Below are 16,899 nucleotides of genomic sequence, written 5' to 3' on the forward strand. Positions count from 1 at the left end.
GTCCAGAGGGCTGAAAAAGGGGTCATGCCTGACGGATTCTACGTGTCAGGGCCGTCGCAACTGTGAAATTGCGTATGGCAACGAAAGGAACCGGCTTCTTGGGGCGCCGGCAGGCCCGACGTTGCAAACCTGACACAGTAGAAGGGACAGAACAGCATTCCATCTTGCAGGACAGCGCCGTCGCCAAGCTGCGCTGAACCGCGCAGTTATGCCGCCATATCGTTTGCAACCTGATCCTATATTCCAAAGTCATAAGCCAGACGCCCCGTCTGTATGCTGCAGCGCCGCATAGACAGGCGTCTCGACATTGCCAGACGATAGGCACAGAATCGTAGCAGTTACACCGTGCCTAATCCTGCCTCTTCCCCCTCTTCCAAACACGGCGCCCCTGTCTTTTCGGGGGCCGCGTTGTTGTGCGTGCTGGCCATGCTCAACCACGTGGCGCTCACCGGGGGACGGATCACGGTCTCGCTCACCGCGCTGCAGCTCGGGCTCTCGACCTTCAAGGTCGGCACCCTCGTGGCGGTATTCGCGATCCTGCCCATGCTCGCCTCCGTGCATGCCGGGCGCTGGGTCGACAAGGTCGGCATCCTGCGGCCGCTGGTGATCGGCACCGCCCTGGTCTCGTTCGGCACCGTTCTGCCGTTTTTGTTCCCGGATCCCTTCGCCTTGCTGGTGGCGTCCTGTTCCATCGGCATCGGCTTCATGCTGCATCAGGTCGCCACCCAGGACCTGCTCGGCCACGCCGAGCCCAAGGAGCGGCTGCGCAACTTTTCCTGGATGTCGCTGGCGCTCGCCGGCTCGGGCTTCTCCGGCCCGCTGATCGCCGGTCTGGCCATCGACCATCTCGGCAACCGCATCGCCTTCGGCCTGCTCGCGCTGGGCCCGATCCTTTCGTTGGGCGGCCTGTATCTGCTGCGCCATCAGTTGCGCGCGGCAAACGAGCACCTGCGCGGCAGTGGCAACCGCGAAAAAGAGCGGCGCCGCATCACGGAGCTGCTCGCGGTGCCGCCGCTGCGGCGGGTCTTGCTGGTGAATACGATCCTGTCGGGCGCCTGGGACACCCATCTGTTCGTGGTGCCCATCTTCGGCGTCGCGATCGGGCTGTCCGCCACCACCATCGGCATGATCCTGGCGTCGTTCGCGCTGGCAACGTTCGTCATCCGCCTGCTTCTGCCCTTCATCCAGAACCGCGTGCGATCCTGGACGCTGGTCCGGGTCGCGATGGCCACAGCGGCTTGCGACTTTTTGATTTACCCGATGTTCACCGACGTTACGACCCTGATCGTGCTGTCGTTCATCCTCGGGCTCGCCCTGGGATGTTGTCAGCCGAGCATGCTGTCGCTGCTGCATCAGTATTCCCCGCCCGGCCGCGCCGCCGAAGCGGTCGGTCTGCGCATGGCGCTGATCAACGGCTCGCAGGTGTCCCTGCCATTGACCTTCGGCGCACTCGGTGCGGTAATTGGGGTAGCCCCCCTCTTCTGGGCCTACTCGCTCGCGCTGGTCGCGGGCGGGTGGTTCAACCGTAATCCGCCGCAAGAGTCCGAACGCCAGTCGTGAACACGCAGTCTTCTTCTCCCGCTTCATCCGTCCCCTTGGTTTCCGGTGCCGATACGCCGTTTCGTCTCTGGACGGCCGAAGAAAGGCGCGCCTCGATGGAGGCGGCGCTGGCCGACTGGCGCAGCGACGAAGACGTGTGGGTGTTCGGCTACGGCTCGCTGATCTGGCGGCCTGACTTCGATTTTCTCGAGCGCCGTCTCGCCACCCTGCGCGGCCATCATCGCGCGCTGTGCCTCTGGTCGCGCGTCAACCGCGGCACGCCGGAGTGCCCCGGCCTCGTGTTCGGGCTGGACCGCGGCGGCTCGTGCCGTGGCGTCGTGTATCGCCTGGCGGGCGAGCAGGTGCCCGACTACTTCCCGGCCCTCTGGGACCGCGAGATGTCCACCGGCGCCTATCTGCCGCGCTGGATCACCTGCGCCACCGAGCACGGCAATGTGCGGGCGCTGGTCTTCGTGATGAACCGCGCCAACCCCGCGTACATCAGCGCCTTGCCCGAGGGCGAGCTGCTGGCCATCGTGCGCCGCGCCGCCGGCCGCTACGGCCCCTGCACCGAATACGTGGTGCAAACCGCCCAGGCGCTGCGGTCGGCGGGCATCCACGACGCCCGCCTCGACGCGATCGCCCGCGAACTCGAGCGCGACGCCCAGGTCCTGCCCGAAGCCCAGACCTGAGGGAGTGATCAGTCCCTCCATAGCCCGGAGCCTGCGCGACGCTCAGGGCTATCCCTGATCCGTACCAGCGTTACAGGTACACTCATAGCTCCCCCAACCGCCGGTTCGCACGCTCCCATGTCCGTATCCGATCTGCGTCAAAGCTACGAAAAAAGCGTTCTTCTCGAAGGCCAGGCCGCTGCCTCGCCGTTCGATCAGTTCAAGCTCTGGTTCGACGAGGCCCTGGTGGCCGGCGGCCCCGAGCCCAATGCCATGACGCTTGCCACCGTCGACGCGAGCGGCCAGCCCTCGGCGCGGATCGTGCTGATCAAGGGCTACGACGACCACGGCTTCACGTTCTTCACGAACTACGAATCGCGCAAGGGCTGCGACCTGCTGGCCAACCCGCGCGCCGCGCTGCTGTTCTTCTGGCAGCCGCTCGAGCGCCAGGTCCGCATCGAAGGCGTGGTGGAGCGTGTCGCGGCCGACGAGTCCGACGCCTACTTCAACAGCCGCCCGGTGGGCTCGCGCATCGGCGCCTGGGCCTCCGAACAAAGCCGGCCGATCACCCGCGAGGCGCTCGAAGCGCGCGAACGCGAGTTCCGCGAACGCTACGGCGACGCGCCCCCGCGGCCGCCGCACTGGGGCGGCTACCGCCTCGCCCCGACCCGCTTCGAATTCTGGCAAGGCCGCCCCTCGCGTCTGCACGACCGTCTGCGCTATCAGCGCGACGCCGGCGGCGCGGGCTGGACGCTCGACCGCCTCTCGCCCTGACCGATTTTTCTAGCCGCCTCTGCATGTCCGCTGCCCTTACCGAATTCGACGCCAAGTTTTTCCGTACCGCGCTGGGCCGTTTCGCCACCGGCGTGACCGTCGTGACGACCACGGGCCTGGAGGGCGAGCGCATCGGCCTGACCGTGAGCTCGTTCAACTCGGTCTCGCTCGAGCCGCCGCTGGTGCTCTGGAGCCTGTCGCGCGCGTCCTCGTCGCTCGCGGCGTTCGAGCAATGCGAGCGCTACGTGATCAACGTCCTGTCGGCCGAGCAGCTGCCACTGGCGCGGCGCTTCGCCACCGGCAAGACCGCCGAGCGCTTCAACGGCCTGCCGCGGATCGAGGCGCCCGGCGGCACGCCCATGCTCGACGCGCTGAACGCGGCCTGGTTCGAATGCCGCAATCGCAGCCGCTACGTCGAAGGCGATCACGTGATCATGGTGGGCGAAGTGCTGGCCTGCGGTCATTCGCGCGAAGACCCGTTGGTGTTCCATGCCGGCGGCTTCGACCTCACCCCGGCACGCGAACGTCAATCCTGAGTATTTTTCGATGAGTTCAACGCAAAAAGACATCGACTGCGTGGTGATCGGCGCCGGCGTGGTCGGGCTGGCCATCGCCCGCGCGCTCGCGCTGCAAGGCCGCGAGGTCCTGGTCGCCGAGGCCACCGAGGCCATCGGCACGGGCACCAGCTCGCGCAACTCCGAAGTCATTCATGCCGGCATCTATTACCCCGCCAACAGCCTGAAGGCGCGGCTCTGCGTGCGCGGCAAGCATCTGCTGTACGCGTACTGCGCCGAGCGCGGCTTGCCGCACAAGCGGCTCGGCAAGTTCATCGTGGCCACGAGCGCGGCCGAGGCCGAGCTGCTCGACGGCATCGCCAAGCGTGCGGCCGCCAATGGCGTGGACGACATGCAGCTCGTCTCGGGCGCGCAGGCCATGCGCGACGAGCCCGCGTTGTCGTGCACCGCCGCGCTGCTCTCGCCCTCCACCGGCATCGTCGACAGCCACGCTCTGATGCTGTCGTACCAGGGGGACGCCGAGCAGGCCGGCGCACAGGTGGTCTTCCATACGCCGCTCGAGCGCGCCGAGGTCCTGCCGCAGGGCGGCTTCGCGCTGTCGTTCGGCGGCGCCGAGCCGATGAGCCTCACCTGTCACACGCTGATCAACGCGGCCGGACTGCACGCGCCCACGCTGGCGCGCCGCATCGAGGGCCTGCCGGCCGCGAGCATCCCGCGCGAGTATCTGTGCAAGGGCAGCTATTTCACCTTGAGCGGCCGCGCGCCGTTCTCGCGCCTGATCTACCCCGTGCCGCAACATGCCGGTCTGGGCGTGCACCTGACGCTCGACATGGGCGGGCAGGCCAAGTTCGGCCCCGACACCGAGTGGATCGACACCGAGGACTACACGCTCGACCCGCGCCGCGCCGAGGTGTTCTACGCGGCCGTGCGCACGTACTGGCCCGCCCTGCCCGATCACGCGCTGGCGCCGGGTTACACCGGCATCCGCCCGAAGATTTCCGGCCCCACCGAGCCGGCCGCCGATTTCATGATCTCGGGTCCGGCCGACCACGGCGTCGACGGCTACGTCGGCCTGTACGGCATCGAATCGCCGGGCCTCACGTCCAGCCTGGCGCTGGCCGAAGAAACCCTCACGGCGCTGTCGGGCTAAAATCCCCGGCTTGCCCGTTTTCCACCGCATTCACCGCGATCTCATTCGAACATGCAGCACAACGACTACATCCTTACCCTGTCCTGCCCTGACCGCACCGGTATCGTGTACCGCGTCAGCGGCCTGCTGTTCGAACTCGGTTGCAACATTCTCGACTCGCAGCAGTTCGGCGACGACGAAACGGGCCGCTTCTTTCTGCGCGTGCACTTCGACCTGCCCACCGCCATCAGCGCGGACTCCCTGCGTGAGCGCTTCGCCGCGATGGCCGACGCCGCGATGGACTGGCAGATCCACGACGCCAAGAAGAAGTCGCGCCTGCTCATCATGGTGAGCAAGCAGGGGCACTGCCTCAACGATCTGCTGTTCCGCGTAAGCAGCGGCCAGCTGCCGGCCGAGATCGCCGCCATCGTGTCCAACCACAATGATTACGCCGGCCTGGCCGCGTCGTATGGCATCCCGTTCCATCACCTGCCGGTCACGCCCGACACCAAAACGCAGCAAGAACGCCAGGTGCTGGAGATCGTCGATCGCGAGAACATCGATCTGGTGGTGCTGGCGCGCTACATGCAGATTCTGTCGGCCGAGATGTGCCAGGCCCTCACTGGCCGCGCGATCAACATCCATCACAGCTTCCTGCCGAGCTTCAAGGGTGCGCGGCCCTATCACCAGGCCCACGCCCGCGGCGTGAAGATCATCGGCGCGACCGCGCACTACGTGACCTCGGACCTCGACGAAGGCCCGATCATCGAGCAGGACATCGAGCGCGTCGACCACGGCATGACCGCCCAGGCGCTCACGCAGGTCGGCAGCGACGTCGAATCGCTGGTGCTCTCGCGCGCTGTGCGCAGCCACGTCGAACACCGCATCCTGCTCAACCGCAACAAGACCGTCGTGTTCCGCTGACCGGTTTTCAGCCTTGCGCCGGCGCGCCGAAGTGCCGCCGCACGCTGGCCAGGGCCCGGGCGGCCAGCGGACTCGCCGGCCCGGCCGGCCAGATCAGCTGACTCTGCGAACGCGCGGTGTGGGCGAAGTTCACGAAGCGCGTGCCGGCCAGCCCGCTGCGGCGCAGGCAGGCCGGCACGATCGACACCCCCAGCCCCTGCGACACCAGCGAACACACGCTGAGCCAATGCCGCACCTCGTGCCGCACCGCGGGCCGGAACCCCGCCGCCACGCATAGCGACAGCACCGTCTCGTGATAGCTGGGCGAGGCCTCCCGCGCGAAGAACACGAAATCGTCATCGGCCAGCGCCGCCAGATCGATACGGCGCCGATGCGCCAGCGGATGATCCTGCGGCAGGCACACCACGAAGGGCTCCGCCATCAGATCCTGGCCGCGCACCTGCGGCGGCAGGGGATTGGCATGCACGAACCCCAGGTCCAGCTCACCGCGCCGCACGGCTTCGATCTGGTCGTGTGAGTTCAGCTCGCTCAACACGTGCTCCACCTGTGGCATGGCCTGGCGCAACTCGGCCAGCAGCCGCGGCAGCCCGCGATACAGCATCGAGCCCACGAAGCCGATGCGGCATCGTCCCTGCAGCCCGGCGTCCACGCGCCGCACCAGCACCCCGATCTCTTCCGACTGCCGCAACAGGGCCAGGGCCTGCGTATAGAGCGTGTGCCCTGCCGGCGTCAGCGCGACGTGGCGGCTCGTGCGCTCGAGCAGGCGCGCGCCCAGCTGCGTCTCGAGCTGGCGTATGGCGTACGACAGCGGGGGCTGCGATATGTGCAGGCGCTGCGCCGCGCGGCTGAAATGCCGTTCTTCGGCCACCGCGATGAAGTACCGCAACAGCCGGGGGTCGAGGTCCATACGCGTCTCCGATCTATATTTTCTCTGTATTGTTCAACACCGAAACGGTATTTGTATAGATCAATCCACCGGCGCACCATGCCAGGCATATCCCTTTGCGATCTGCCATGGACATGCCTGCCACCTTGCCCGCCGACACCGCCGTACCCGACTCGCGCGGCCAGAATCTCTTCGACTGCGATCCGTACGCCGGCCCGATGGCCGCGCGCTATCTGCCCGCCGATCTGTATGCCCATCTGCTGCCGCATCTGCACAGACTCGGCGCACTCGCCGGCGGCGAGATGGACGCGCTGGCCATGTCGGCCGATCAGCATCCGCCCACGCTGGCGGTGCGGCATCGCACGGGCGTGGATGCGTCGCGGGTCGAGAAACACCCCGACTACGTGGCGCTCGAGCGCCTTGCCTACAGCGAATTCGGCCTCGCCGCGCTCTCGCATCGCGGCGGTGTGCTGGGCTGGGCCGCCCCGATGCCCGCCGCGGCCAAGTACGCGCTGAGCCACCTTTTCGTGCAGGCCGAGTTCGGCCTGTGCTGCCCGGTGAGCATGACGGACTCGCTGGCGCGCACGCTGCGCCGCTATGGCGATCCGGCATTGGTCGAACAGGTGCTGCCCGAGGTCACCAGCCTGGACTTCGACACGCTGCGCCAGGGCGCGATGTTCATGACCGAACAAGGCGCGGGCTCCGACGTCAGCGCCACCACCACCGAGGCGCATCAGGACGCCGATGGCAACTGGCTGCTGCAGGGCGACAAGTGGTTCTGCTCGAATCCGGACGCAGGCTATGCCATGGTGCTGGCGCGCAGCGAGCGCGAGCCGGGGCTCAAGGGCGTGTCGCTGTTCCTGCTGCCGCGCGACCTGCCCGACGGCCGCCACAATCACTACCGCATCCTGCGCCTGAAGGACAAGCTCGGCACGCGCTCGATGGCCAGCGGCGAGATCCGCCTCGAAGGCGCGCACGCGTGGCTGGTGGGCGAAAGGGGCCGCGGCTTCAAGCAGATGGCGGACATGATCAACAACTCGCGCCTGTCGAACGGGATGCGCGCGGCCGGCCTCATGCGGCGCGCCTGCGCGGAGGCGATGTACGTGGCGCGCGAGCGGCGCGCCTTCGGGCAGGCGCTGGCCGACATGCCGCTGATGCGGCGCCAGCTGGCGAAGATGATGCTGTGGGCCGAGCAGGCCCGCAGCGTGATGTATCAAACCGCGCAGGCCCTGGCCGACGCCGAGGCGGGCCGCGGCGACCCGGCGCTGCCCCGCATCATGACGCCGCTGATCAAGTTTCGCGCCTGCCGCGATGCGCGTAAGGTCACCGGCGACGCGATGGAAGTGCGCGGCGGCTGCGGCTACATCGAAGAATGGGTCGAACCCCGCCTGCTGCGCGACGCCCATCTCGGCTCGATCTGGGAAGGCACCAGCAATATCGTGGCGCTCGACGTATTGCGCGCGATCCGCCGCGAGCAGTCGTTGCCGGCGCTGCGCGCCCATGTCGACCGCCTGCTGACGCAAGGGGTGCCCTGCCCCGACTCGTTGCGCGCGCAACAGGATGCGGCGATCGACGCGGCCTTCGGGTTGGCCGACCGCGCCGCGCAGGAGAATCTCGATGCCCTGGCGCGGCAGGCCGCGTCGGCGCTGTATCACGCGCTGTCGATCGCGGCGCTCAGGCACGAAGCCCGCGCCGACGGACTGGCGGGGCGCGCGCTGCTGGCCGACCAGGTGCTGCGCCATCGCCTGATGCCCCAGGATCCTTGCGCACCGGCCCAGGACGACGACGCCCTCAACCAGCGCGTGCTCGCGGCCCAACCCTGATTTCAACGGTGGCGCACGCCACCGCATGCTCGACCACCGGCGGCTCGATCCGCCGCGTGTCCACAACACAGGAGACATCCACCATGACGCAGCCTCTGCTTTCCCGCCTGGCCCGTTTCGGCGCCGCGCTCGCGCTCGGCGCGGGCGTTCTGGCCGCCCCGGCCCACGCCGAATTTCCCGATCGCCCCGTGACGCTGATCGTGCCCTTCCCGCCGGGCGGCCCCACCGACGCCATGGCCCGCCGCCTGGCCGAAGGCCTCAAACAGGAGCTCGGCCAGACCGTCGTGGTCGAGAACCGGGGCGGCGCCGGCGGCAACATCGGCGCCGAGGCCGTGGCGCGCGCCAAAGCCGACGGCTACACGCTGCTGTTCGGCACGTCCGGTCCGCTTGCGATCAACGTCAGCCTCTACAAAAACCAGGGCTACGACCCGCGCACCAGCTTCGCGCCCATCGTGCGTATCGGCCACCTGCCGAACATTCTCGTGGTGCATCCCTCGGTCAAGGCCGACAACGCCCAGGAGCTGATCGCCTACGCCCGCAGCCATCCCGATCAACTCAGCTATGCCTCGTCCGGCAACGGCGCCTCGTCGCACCTGGCGGGCGTGCTGTTCAATCGCATGGCCGGCACGCGCATCATGCACGTGCCCTACAAGGGCACCGGGCCCGCGCTCAATGATCTGCTCGGCGGCCAGGTGTCGATGTCGTTCACGGACATCCTGACCGCGCTGCCGTTCGTGCAGAGCGGCCGCCTGCGCGCCATCGGCCTGGCGAGCGCGGATCGTTCCACCGCCCTGCCCGAGCTTCCCACGCTGGCCGAACAGGGCCTCGCCGGCTACGACGTGAGCGTGTTCTTCGGCATCGTCGCTCCCAAGGACACGCCGCCCGACGTGGTCGCCCGCCTGAACCGCGCCTTCATCGCCACCCTGGACTCGCCGGCCGTGCGGGACACGCTCACGAAGCAGGGCATCGTGCCCGCGACCGACCGCACGCCGCAGGCCCTGGCCACCTTCATCTCGGCCGAGGTGGACAAATGGGGCAAGGTCATCCGCGACGCCAACATCTCGATCGACTGACGCCATGCATCCTTCCCTACCGCAGGCCGGCGCGCTCGCCGGCTGCCGCATCATCGACCTCTCGCGCGTGCTGGGCGGGCCCTACTGCACGCAGGTGCTCGCCGATCACGGCGCCGACGTGCTCAAGATCGAGCCGCCCTCGGGCGACGAAACCCGCGGCTGGGGCCCGCCGTTCGCGCAGGGGGTGGGCGGCGACACGGCGGCCTATTTCGTGGGCGTGAACCGCAACAAACAGGGGCTCACGCTCGACCTCTCGCAGGAGGCCGGCCGCACGTTTCTGCGCGGTCTGCTGGCCGAGGCGGACGTGCTGGTCGAAAACTTCAAGCCGGGCACCATGGAAAAGTGGGGCTTGGGCTACGACACGCTCAAAGACGACTTTCCGCGCCTCATCCACTGCCGTGTCAGCGGCTTCGGCGCCGACGGCCCCCTGGGCGGCTTGCCCGGCTACGACGCGTGCGCGCAGGCCATGTGCGGGCTAATGAGTGTGAATGGCGATGCCGAGGGCGAGCCCACGCGGGTCGGGCTGCCCGTCGTCGACATGGTGACGGGGCTGAACGCGACGGTCGCCATCCTGCTGGCGCTCAACGAGCGCGTGCGCAGTGGCCTGGGCCAGTTTCTGGACATCACGCTGTACGACTGCGCGGTGTCCCTGCTGCATCCGCACGCGCCCAATTATTTTTACGGCGGCAAGGTGCCCGGGCGCAGCGGCAATGCGCATCCCAACATCGCGCCGTACGAGACCTTCGCCACGGCGCAGGGCACGCTGTTTCTGGCGGTGGGCAACCAGCGTCAGTTCGCCACCCTGTGCGCCACGCTGGGCGCGCCAGCGCTGGCCGAAGACGAGCGCTACGCCAGCAATGCGGCCCGCCTGGCGCACCGCGCGGCGCTGCACGAGGCGCTGACGGCGTTGCTGGCCGACAAGGAGGCCGCGGGATTCGCCGAGGTGCTGCTAGCGCGCGGCGTGCCCGCCGCCGCGGTGCAGGACGTGGCCGAGGTGCTGGCGCACCCGCACACGCGCCATCGCGGCATGGTGATCGAACACGGCGACTACCTCGGCATCGGCAGCCCGATCAAGCTGTCGCGCACACCGGCCACCCTGCGCCGCCTGCCTCCCGCCCTGGGCGAGGACAACGCGGCGCACGACGCCCCGTCGTCCTGAGCCGGCTCAGCGTCCCAGCGCCACACCCTCGCGGCGCGGATCCGCGCCGCCCTGCAGGCCATCGAGTCCGATCACGATGCCCTGCAGGCCGCTGGGGAAGGCCTCCATCTTCACCTCGTGACCCATCGCGCGCAGCCGCGGCGCCAGGGCTTCCAGCGCGCTGCCGGCCTCGAGCTCGGTGGCCTTGTTGCGGCTGCCCCGATTCGCCAGCGCGATGGCCTGCTGGATATCGAGATTCCAGTCGAGCACGCCCACCAGCGTCTTGGCGACGTAGTTGATGATGGCGCTGCCGCCGGGCGAGCCCACCGTGAGATAGGGCTTGCCGCCACGGAACACGATCATGGGCGCCATCGAGCTGCGCGGACGCTTGCCGGGCTCGATGCGGTTCGCCACGGCGCGTCCCTCCGGATCGCGCCACGACGAAGAAAAGTCCGTCATCTCGTTGTTGAGCAGAAAGCCGCGCACGAAGATCTTGCTGCCGAACGCCGATTCGATGGTCGACGTCATCGACACCACGTTGCCCGCCGCGTCGACGGCGGTCAGATGGGTGGTGGACGGCAACTCGAGCGCATCGTCGCGGGCGCGTTCGGCCAGCATCCCGGCCGGATCGCCGGGCAGGGCCACCTTCATGCTGCGGTCCGGCCGGATCAGGGCGGCACGCTGACGCAGATAGCCCGGTGCCAGCATCTGCGCGACCGGCACGGACACGAAGCGCGGGTCGGCCACATAGAAATCGCGATCGGCGTAGGCCAGGCGGCCGGCCTCGGCGAAGTAATGCACGGCCTCGACGCTGTCGGGCGCGAGGCGGGCGATGGGCGTGTGCTCGAGGATGCCCAGCATCTGCAGCACGGCCAGCGGACCGCTGGACGGCGGCGGCGGGCCGCACAGGCGATAGCCGCGATAGCGGCTGCACACCGGCTGCTCGATCTGGGCGCGAAAGCCGGCGAGGTCCGCTTCGGTGAGGTCGCCGGGTTGCGCGTGGCCGTGCACGGCCGCCACGATGTCGCGCGCGATCTCGCCCTGATAGAAGGCATCGGCGCCCTGCGCCGCCACGCGGCGCAACACCTCGGCAAGCGCGGGGTTGCGCAGGCGGTGCCCCACCGGCCAGGGCTGCCCGGCCGCGTCCAGGAAATACGCCGCCGCGGCCGGCTGCTTTGCCAGTGCGGGGGTCTGGCGCAGCATTTCGTGCAGCCGTGGCGACACCGCGAAGCCCTGCTCGGCCAGGGCGATGGCGGGCTCGAACAGACGCGCCCAGGGCAGCTTGCCGTGCGCGCGATGCGCCAGCTCCAGTCCGCGCAGCAGGCCGGGCGTGGCGACCGCGCGGCCGTTGTTCACCGACTCGGCGAACGACAGCGGTTTGCCGTCGCGCCAGAAGCGGTCCTGGCGGGCGGCGGCCGGCGCGGTCTCGCGGCTGTCGTATGACACGAGCTCGCCGCTCGCCGCGTCGTAATGCATCATGAAGGCGCCGCCCCCGATGCCCGACGATTGCGGCTCCACCAGATTCAGCACGAGCTGCGCCGCGATCACGGCATCGACGGCGCTGCCGCCTTCGCGCAGCACCGCCGCGCCGGCCTCGCTCGCCAGCGGATTGGCCGTGGCGATCATCTCCTGGCGCGTCTGCACCAGCGGCTTCGCCTGAAAACCGGACGCGCCCTCGGGGTTCACGTCGGCGGCGGGCTGGCGCGCCTGTGCCGGGCTCAGTCCCAGCGTGGCCAGCAGCACCAGACCGGCCGCCCATTTCATTTGCATCGTCATCCCTGTCCCCTCGCCTCGGAGACCCCATGATAGCCAAGCGGCGCCCGGGTCTCGCATAGAATCGCTGCTGGACCGACCCATTCCTTCCACCATGCGCCTGCGTCACATCGAAATCTTCGAAGCCATCCGCCGCACCGGCTCCCTGACCGAAGCGGCGGCCGCGCTGCATATCTCGCAGCCCGCGGCCAGCAAGCTGCTGGCGCATGCCGAAACGCAGCTGGGATTCAAGCTGTTCGAACGGGTCAAGGGCAGGCTGGTGGCCACGCGCGAGGCCGAGATCCTGACGCCCGAGGTGGCACGGCTGAATCAGGATCTCAACAGCGTGCGACGGCTCGCCGCGAGCCTGCGCGACAGCCCCAACGGCCATCTGCGCGTGGGCTGCGCGCCCGCGCTGGGCCTGGGCCTGCTGCCCGGCGTGATCCGCGCCAGCCGCGACGCCCAGCCCGGCATCACGTTCGATATTCACACCCATCACAGCGCCGAGCTGGTGCAGGGCCTGATGGCCCGCGAGCTCGATCTGGCGATCACGTTCGATACCAACGACTACGCCGGCCTCACCCGCGCGCCGCTGGGCCACACGGAATTGGTGCATCTGAGCCGGCGCCCGGCCACCGATGACGACGCGCCCACGCGGCTGTCCGACCTGTCCGGCGACACGCTGATCGTGCTCGACGCGCGCGATGCCTCGGGCTCGATGCTGCAGATGGCGCTCGACGCGCAAGGCCTGGCGCCGCCGGTGGCGATCCAGGTCCAGACGCACTACGTCGCGTGCGCGCTGGCCGAGGCCGGCTGCGGCGAGGCCATCGTCGACGCCTACACCGCGCGCGCGATGCTGCGGCCCGGCATGGTGTCGCGGCGTCTCGAGCCGCCGCTGCGGGTGCCGATCAGCCTGCTCACGCGCAGCCACGAAGCGCTGTCGGCGCTGCACCGCGACTTTATCGAACGCCTGCGCGCGGCCTGCACCGCCACGCCATGAAAAAGGGCACCCTCGCGGGTGCCCCTGTCAGATCCGGCATGCCCGCGCGAGGCGGGCCCGGGATCAGTCGAGCTTGATGTTCTGCTTCTTGACCACGTCGGCAGCCCAGTCGTATTGCGCCTTGATCTCCTTGGCGAATTCTTCCGGGGTGTTGCCCGACGGGGCCGAGCCCTGATCGGCGAGGGTCTTGATGACCTTCGGATCCTTCAGGGCCACGACAGCGGCGTCACGCAGCTTGTTCACGACTTCCATCGGGGTGCCCTTGGGCGCCAGCAGGCCGTACCAGACGGGCTGGTTCAGCACCGGGAAACCGGCATCCTTGAACGTCGGGACGTCCTTGATCGAGTCGATGCGCTCGGGCCAGGCGATGGCCATGGCGTTGAGCTTGCCGGCCTGGATCTGCGGCATGGACGACGGCAGGTTGTCGAAGATGATTTCGATCTGACCGCCGACGGCGTCGGCCACGGCCGGACCCGAACCCTTGTAGGGCACGTGCACGATGTCGGTGCCGGTGGCCATCTTGAAGGACTCACCCATCAAGTGCAGCACGCCGCAGGTGCCCGAGCTGCCGTACGAGTACTTGCCGGGGTTCTTCTTCAGCTCTTCGAGGAAGCCCTTGAAGTCCTTGGCGGGGAACTTGGGGTTCACGGCAACGACGTTGGCCGTGTTCGCGAAGTTCGTGACCGGCTGGAAGTCGGTCAGGGGGTTGTAGGGCAGATCCTTGGGACGGCAGGCCGGGTTCACGGCCATGGTCGAGACCGTGGCGATCGACAGCGTGTAGCCATCGGGCGCGGCACGCGCGGCTTCCGATGCGCCGATGGCGCCGCCGGCGCCGCCCTTGTTCTCGACCACCATGGGTTGGCCGAGCTCCTGGCTCATGCGCTGGGTCACGATGCGCGCGATGATGTCCGTCGAGCCACCCGGCGCGAACGGCACGATCACACGAATGGGCTTGTCCGGGAAATTGGCGGCTTGTGCGCCGCTCGTTACGGCAGCGATACCTGCGGCCATGGCAATGGCTTGGACCAGGGTGCGGACTTTGATCATGGGTGTGCTTCCTCCTAGATTTACGGCGTCCCCGCGTGAGAGATGCCGATGTGCCGATCGCCCTCTGTGGATGAGCGATATCTATGATTGTTTGCGGACGTGAAATGCGGTGTGTCTCATGCAAGCCCAGGGCGGGCCCCGCCACGTCAGAACCATGGAGAATAGCAGCAAATCGCGCGATTGCGGTAGCATGCCCGCCAGCATTCCTTTCCGAGTCCTGAACGAAACACCATGTCGGTCGCACTGCTGGTCCTGCCGGATTTTCTGTTGGTCGCCCTGGGTTGGGTACTGCGTCACAGACTGGGTTTCGCGCGCGAATTCTTCGCCGGCACCGAGCGCCTCGTCTACTTCGTGCTGTTCCCCGCGCTGCTGTTCCAGTCCATCCTGCGCACCCCGATCAGCGCCGGCAACGCCGCCCTGCTTCTGCAGGCCGCGGCCATCATGATCGGCGCCGGCACGCTGCTGTCGTGGCTGGCGGGCCCGATACTGCGGCCGGCCCCGGTGGCGCTGGCGTCGGCGGCGCAATGCGGCTATCGCTTCAACACCTACATCGGCCTCGCGCTGGCCGCGAGCCTGGGCGGGCAGCCGGGCCAGACGGTCATGGCGCTGATCATCGGCTTCGCGGTGCCCATGGCCAATCTCTCGGCCGTGTACGGGCTGGCGCGGCACAACGGCAAGAACCTCTTCGGCGAGCTGCTGCGCAATCCCCTCGTCGTCTCCACCGTGCTCGCGCTGCTCTGCAACCTCGCGGGCCTGCACCTGCCGGGCCCCGTCGATATCGTGTTCAGCCGGCTCGGCAGCGCGGCCATCGCACTCGGCATCATCTGCGTGGGCGCCAGCCTCTCCTGGGAAGGCGGCAAGGGCCATGGCCGGCTCATCAGCTGGATGCTGGTCGTCAAGCTCGGGCTGATGCCCCTGGTGGCGCTGGGCGCGGCCTGGCTGCTCGGCCTCGATCCGCTCGCCACCCGCATGCTGGTGCTGTTCGGCGCGCTGCCCACCGCCTCCGCGGCCTATGTGCTGGCCATGCGCATGGGCGGCGACGGCCGCATGGTGGCCGTGCTGATCTCGCTGGGCACGCTGTTCTCGGCCGTCACCATCCCGCTCTGGCTGCTGATGCTCTGACGCGCCGTGGCGGCAGCGGCCATGAAAAAAGGCCGCGCCTGTCAGGGCGCGGCCTTGTCATCGGCGGCTGATCAACGCTTGGCGTTGGTCATGTCGGCCGGCACGACCCAGGCTTCGAACTCCGCCTCGGTCACGTGGCCCAGGGCCAGCGCCGATTCCTTGAGCGACAGGTTTTCCTTGTGCGCCTTCTTGGCGATCTGAGCGGCCTTGTCGTAGCCGATGTGCGGATTGAGCGCGGTGACGAGCATCAGCGAACGATCCACCAGCTCGGCGATGCGCTCGCGGTTGGGCTCGATGCCCTGCGCGCAATGCTGATCGAAGCTGTGCATGCCGTCGGTGAGCAGGCGCACCGATTGCAGGAAATTGTGGATGACGAGCGGCTTGTAGACGTTGAGCTCGAAATTGCCGCTCGCGCCGCCGATGTTGATGGCGACGTCGTTGCCCAGGACCTGCGCGGCCAGCATGGTGATGGCTTCGCACTGCGTCGGGTTGACCTTGCCCGGCATGATCGAGCTGCCCGGTTCGTTTTCGGGGATGCTGATTTCGCCCAGGCCCGAACGCGGGCCGCTCGACAGCCAGCGCACGTCGTTGGCGATCTTCATGAGGCCGGCGGCCAGCGACTTGAGCGCGCCATGCGCGAACAGCAGGGCCTCGTGCGATGCCAGCGCCTGGAATTTGTTGGGCGCCGAAACGAAGGCCGTGCGGGTGTCGTGCGCGAGCACGGCGCTGACCTTGGCGCTGAACTCGGGATGGGCGTTCAGCCCGGTACCGACGGCGGTGCCGCCGATGGCCAGTTGGTGCAGGCCCGGCAGCGTCGCGCGGATCTGCTGCTCGGCCAGGTCGAGCTGGGCGACGTGGCCCGAGAGCTCCTGGCCCAGCGTGAGCGGCGTGGCGTCCTGGAGGTGGGTGCGGCCGATCTTCACGATGTCGAAGAACTCGGCGCTCTTGGCCGCCAGCGTGGCGCGCAGCGCCTTGAGCGCCGGCAGCAGGTAGTGCTCGACCTCGACCGCGGCCGCCACGTGCATGGCGGTGGGGAAGGTGTCATTGGACGACTGGCCGCGATTGACGTGGTCGTTGGGGTGAACCTTGCGCCCCTCGCCGCGCTCGCCGCCCAGCAGCTCCGAAGCGCGGTTGGCCAGCACTTCGTTCATGTTCATGTTGCTCTGCGTGCCCGAGCCGGTCTGCCACACGGACAGCGGAAACTCGTCCGGCCACTTGCCCGCGATCACCTCGTCGGCGGCGCGCACGATGCCGTCGGCGATGGTGGCGTCGAGCTCACCCAGCTCGGCGTTGACCTTGGCGGCGGCCTGCTTCAGGCGCGCCATGGCGGTCACGAGCGGCACCGGCATCTTCTCGGTCGAGATCGCGAAGAAGTGCAGCGAGCGCTGCGTCTGCGCGCCCCAGAGGTGGTCGGAGGGCACTTCGATCGGTCCGAAAGTGTCTTTTTCGGTGCGGGTCTTCATGAATCGCTGCTCCATCGGCAAGGCTTATTGAATAAGAATTACT

Annotated in this window: 15 protein-coding genes; 11 read left to right on the forward strand and 4 right to left on the reverse strand. The window is 68.3% G+C overall.

Features of this window, described 5'->3' with window-relative positions; all coding sequences use genetic code 11:
• Positions 1-426 precede the first annotated feature (426 nt).
• From CEK29_RS18500 to purU, 6 genes are all read left to right on the forward strand, one after another.
• On the forward strand, positions 427-1,560 hold the full coding sequence (locus tag CEK29_RS18500; protein WP_255176197.1) for an MFS transporter: 1,134 nt from the start codon (positions 427-429) through the stop codon (positions 1,558-1,560).
• A complete protein-coding gene (locus tag CEK29_RS18505) occupies positions 1,557-2,231 on the forward strand; it encodes a gamma-glutamylcyclotransferase (protein WP_440588334.1) in 675 nt (224 codons plus the stop codon). The genes CEK29_RS18500 and CEK29_RS18505 overlap by 4 nt, the downstream gene beginning before the upstream one ends.
• Before the next feature lie 117 nt (positions 2,232-2,348).
• Positions 2,349-2,984, forward strand: coding sequence for a pyridoxamine 5'-phosphate oxidase (pdxH, locus tag CEK29_RS18510; RefSeq protein ID WP_094802957.1), 636 nt, complete (start codon positions 2,349-2,351; stop codon positions 2,982-2,984).
• 23 nt (positions 2,985-3,007) lie between these two features.
• Positions 3,008-3,520: a flavin reductase family protein gene (locus CEK29_RS18515; protein WP_094858917.1), complete on the forward strand. Its 513-nt coding sequence runs from the start codon at positions 3,008-3,010 to the stop codon at positions 3,518-3,520.
• A 10-nt stretch (positions 3,521-3,530) separates the two neighbouring features.
• Entirely contained in the window at positions 3,531-4,649 is a 1,119-nt protein-coding gene (locus CEK29_RS18520; RefSeq protein ID WP_094858918.1) for an NAD(P)/FAD-dependent oxidoreductase, read from the forward strand.
• Positions 4,650-4,700: 51 nt separating this feature from the next.
• Positions 4,701-5,552, forward strand: coding sequence for a formyltetrahydrofolate deformylase (purU, locus tag CEK29_RS18525; protein WP_094802963.1), 852 nt, complete (start codon positions 4,701-4,703; stop codon positions 5,550-5,552).
• 7 nt (positions 5,553-5,559) lie between these two features.
• Here purU and CEK29_RS18530 read toward each other — a convergent pair whose 3' ends face one another.
• Positions 5,560-6,459 carry a LysR family transcriptional regulator gene (locus CEK29_RS18530; RefSeq protein WP_094858919.1) on the reverse strand — a complete coding sequence of 300 codons (900 nt, stop codon included), beginning with the start codon at positions 6,457-6,459 and terminating at the stop codon, positions 5,560-5,562.
• A gap of 107 nt (positions 6,460-6,566) precedes the next feature.
• Here CEK29_RS18530 and CEK29_RS18535 point away from each other — a divergent pair, with 107 nt between their 5' ends.
• The 3 genes from CEK29_RS18535 to CEK29_RS18545 all read left to right on the forward strand — a co-directional run bounded on the left by CEK29_RS18535 (position 6,567) and on the right by CEK29_RS18545 (position 10,493).
• Complete coding sequence (locus CEK29_RS18535) at positions 6,567-8,261, forward strand: acyl-CoA dehydrogenase family protein (RefSeq protein ID WP_094858920.1); 1,695 nt, start codon at positions 6,567-6,569, stop codon at positions 8,259-8,261.
• A gap of 83 nt (positions 8,262-8,344) precedes the next feature.
• Entirely contained in the window at positions 8,345-9,334 is a 990-nt protein-coding gene (locus CEK29_RS18540; RefSeq protein ID WP_094802969.1) for a Bug family tripartite tricarboxylate transporter substrate binding protein, read from the forward strand.
• Between the two features lie 4 nt (positions 9,335-9,338).
• Positions 9,339-10,493 (forward strand): CaiB/BaiF CoA transferase family protein, encoded by a 1,155-nt coding sequence (locus CEK29_RS18545; protein WP_094858921.1) that lies wholly within the window; start codon positions 9,339-9,341, stop codon positions 10,491-10,493.
• 6 nt (positions 10,494-10,499) lie between these two features.
• On the opposite strand, the gene ggt is transcribed toward CEK29_RS18545, so the two are convergent.
• Positions 10,500-12,242: a gamma-glutamyltransferase gene (ggt, locus tag CEK29_RS18550; protein WP_170948549.1), complete on the reverse strand. Its 1,743-nt coding sequence runs from the start codon at positions 12,240-12,242 to the stop codon at positions 10,500-10,502.
• A 97-nt stretch (positions 12,243-12,339) separates the two neighbouring features.
• Here ggt and CEK29_RS18555 point away from each other — a divergent pair, with 97 nt between their 5' ends.
• A complete protein-coding gene (locus CEK29_RS18555) occupies positions 12,340-13,224 on the forward strand; it encodes a LysR family transcriptional regulator (protein WP_094858922.1) in 885 nt (294 codons plus the stop codon).
• A 63-nt stretch (positions 13,225-13,287) separates the two neighbouring features.
• Here the strand turns inward: CEK29_RS18555 and CEK29_RS18560 are convergent, their stop codons facing one another.
• Positions 13,288-14,271 (reverse strand): tripartite tricarboxylate transporter substrate binding protein BugE, encoded by a 984-nt coding sequence (locus CEK29_RS18560; protein WP_094802977.1) that lies wholly within the window; start codon positions 14,269-14,271, stop codon positions 13,288-13,290.
• 231 nt (positions 14,272-14,502) lie between these two features.
• Between CEK29_RS18560 and CEK29_RS18565 the strand changes: the two genes are divergently transcribed.
• Positions 14,503-15,393, forward strand: a complete 891-nt coding sequence (locus CEK29_RS18565) for an AEC family transporter (RefSeq protein WP_094802979.1) — start codon at positions 14,503-14,505, stop codon at positions 15,391-15,393.
• A 71-nt stretch (positions 15,394-15,464) separates the two neighbouring features.
• Here CEK29_RS18565 and fumC read toward each other — a convergent pair whose 3' ends face one another.
• Positions 15,465-16,856, reverse strand: coding sequence for a class II fumarate hydratase (fumC, locus tag CEK29_RS18570; RefSeq protein WP_094858955.1), 1,392 nt, complete (start codon positions 16,854-16,856; stop codon positions 15,465-15,467).
• Positions 16,857-16,899 lie beyond the last annotated feature (43 nt).

This window comes from Bordetella genomosp. 5 (genome assembly GCF_002261475.1).
Classification (GTDB): domain Bacteria; phylum Pseudomonadota; class Gammaproteobacteria; order Burkholderiales; family Burkholderiaceae_B; genus Bordetella.

Bases quoted from the DNA above. Each gene is read 5' to 3' on its own strand.
- CEK29_RS18500 (WP_255176197.1), top strand. From the start codon at position 427: ATGCTCAACCACGTGGCGCTCACCGGGGGACGGATCACGGTCTCGCTC.
- pdxH (WP_094802957.1), top strand. From the start codon at position 2,349: ATGTCCGTATCCGATCTGCGTCAAAGCTACGAAAAAAGCGTTCTTCTC.
- CEK29_RS18515 (WP_094858917.1), top strand. From the start codon at position 3,008: ATGTCCGCTGCCCTTACCGAATTCGACGCCAAGTTTTTCCGTACCGCG.
- CEK29_RS18520 (WP_094858918.1), top strand. From the start codon at position 3,531: ATGAGTTCAACGCAAAAAGACATCGACTGCGTGGTGATCGGCGCCGGC.
- purU (WP_094802963.1), top strand. From the start codon at position 4,701: ATGCAGCACAACGACTACATCCTTACCCTGTCCTGCCCTGACCGCACC.
- CEK29_RS18530 (WP_094858919.1), bottom strand. From the start codon at position 6,459: ATGGACCTCGACCCCCGGCTGTTGCGGTACTTCATCGCGGTGGCCGAA.
- CEK29_RS18535 (WP_094858920.1), top strand. From the start codon at position 6,567: ATGGACATGCCTGCCACCTTGCCCGCCGACACCGCCGTACCCGACTCG.
- CEK29_RS18540 (WP_094802969.1), top strand. From the start codon at position 8,345: ATGACGCAGCCTCTGCTTTCCCGCCTGGCCCGTTTCGGCGCCGCGCTC.
- CEK29_RS18545 (WP_094858921.1), top strand. From the start codon at position 9,339: ATGCATCCTTCCCTACCGCAGGCCGGCGCGCTCGCCGGCTGCCGCATC.
- ggt (WP_170948549.1), bottom strand. From the start codon at position 12,242: ATGCAAATGAAATGGGCGGCCGGTCTGGTGCTGCTGGCCACGCTGGGA.
- CEK29_RS18555 (WP_094858922.1), top strand. From the start codon at position 12,340: ATGCGCCTGCGTCACATCGAAATCTTCGAAGCCATCCGCCGCACCGGC.
- CEK29_RS18560 (WP_094802977.1), bottom strand. From the start codon at position 14,271: ATGATCAAAGTCCGCACCCTGGTCCAAGCCATTGCCATGGCCGCAGGT.
- CEK29_RS18565 (WP_094802979.1), top strand. From the start codon at position 14,503: ATGTCGGTCGCACTGCTGGTCCTGCCGGATTTTCTGTTGGTCGCCCTG.
- fumC (WP_094858955.1), bottom strand. From the start codon at position 16,856: ATGAAGACCCGCACCGAAAAAGACACTTTCGGACCGATCGAAGTGCCC.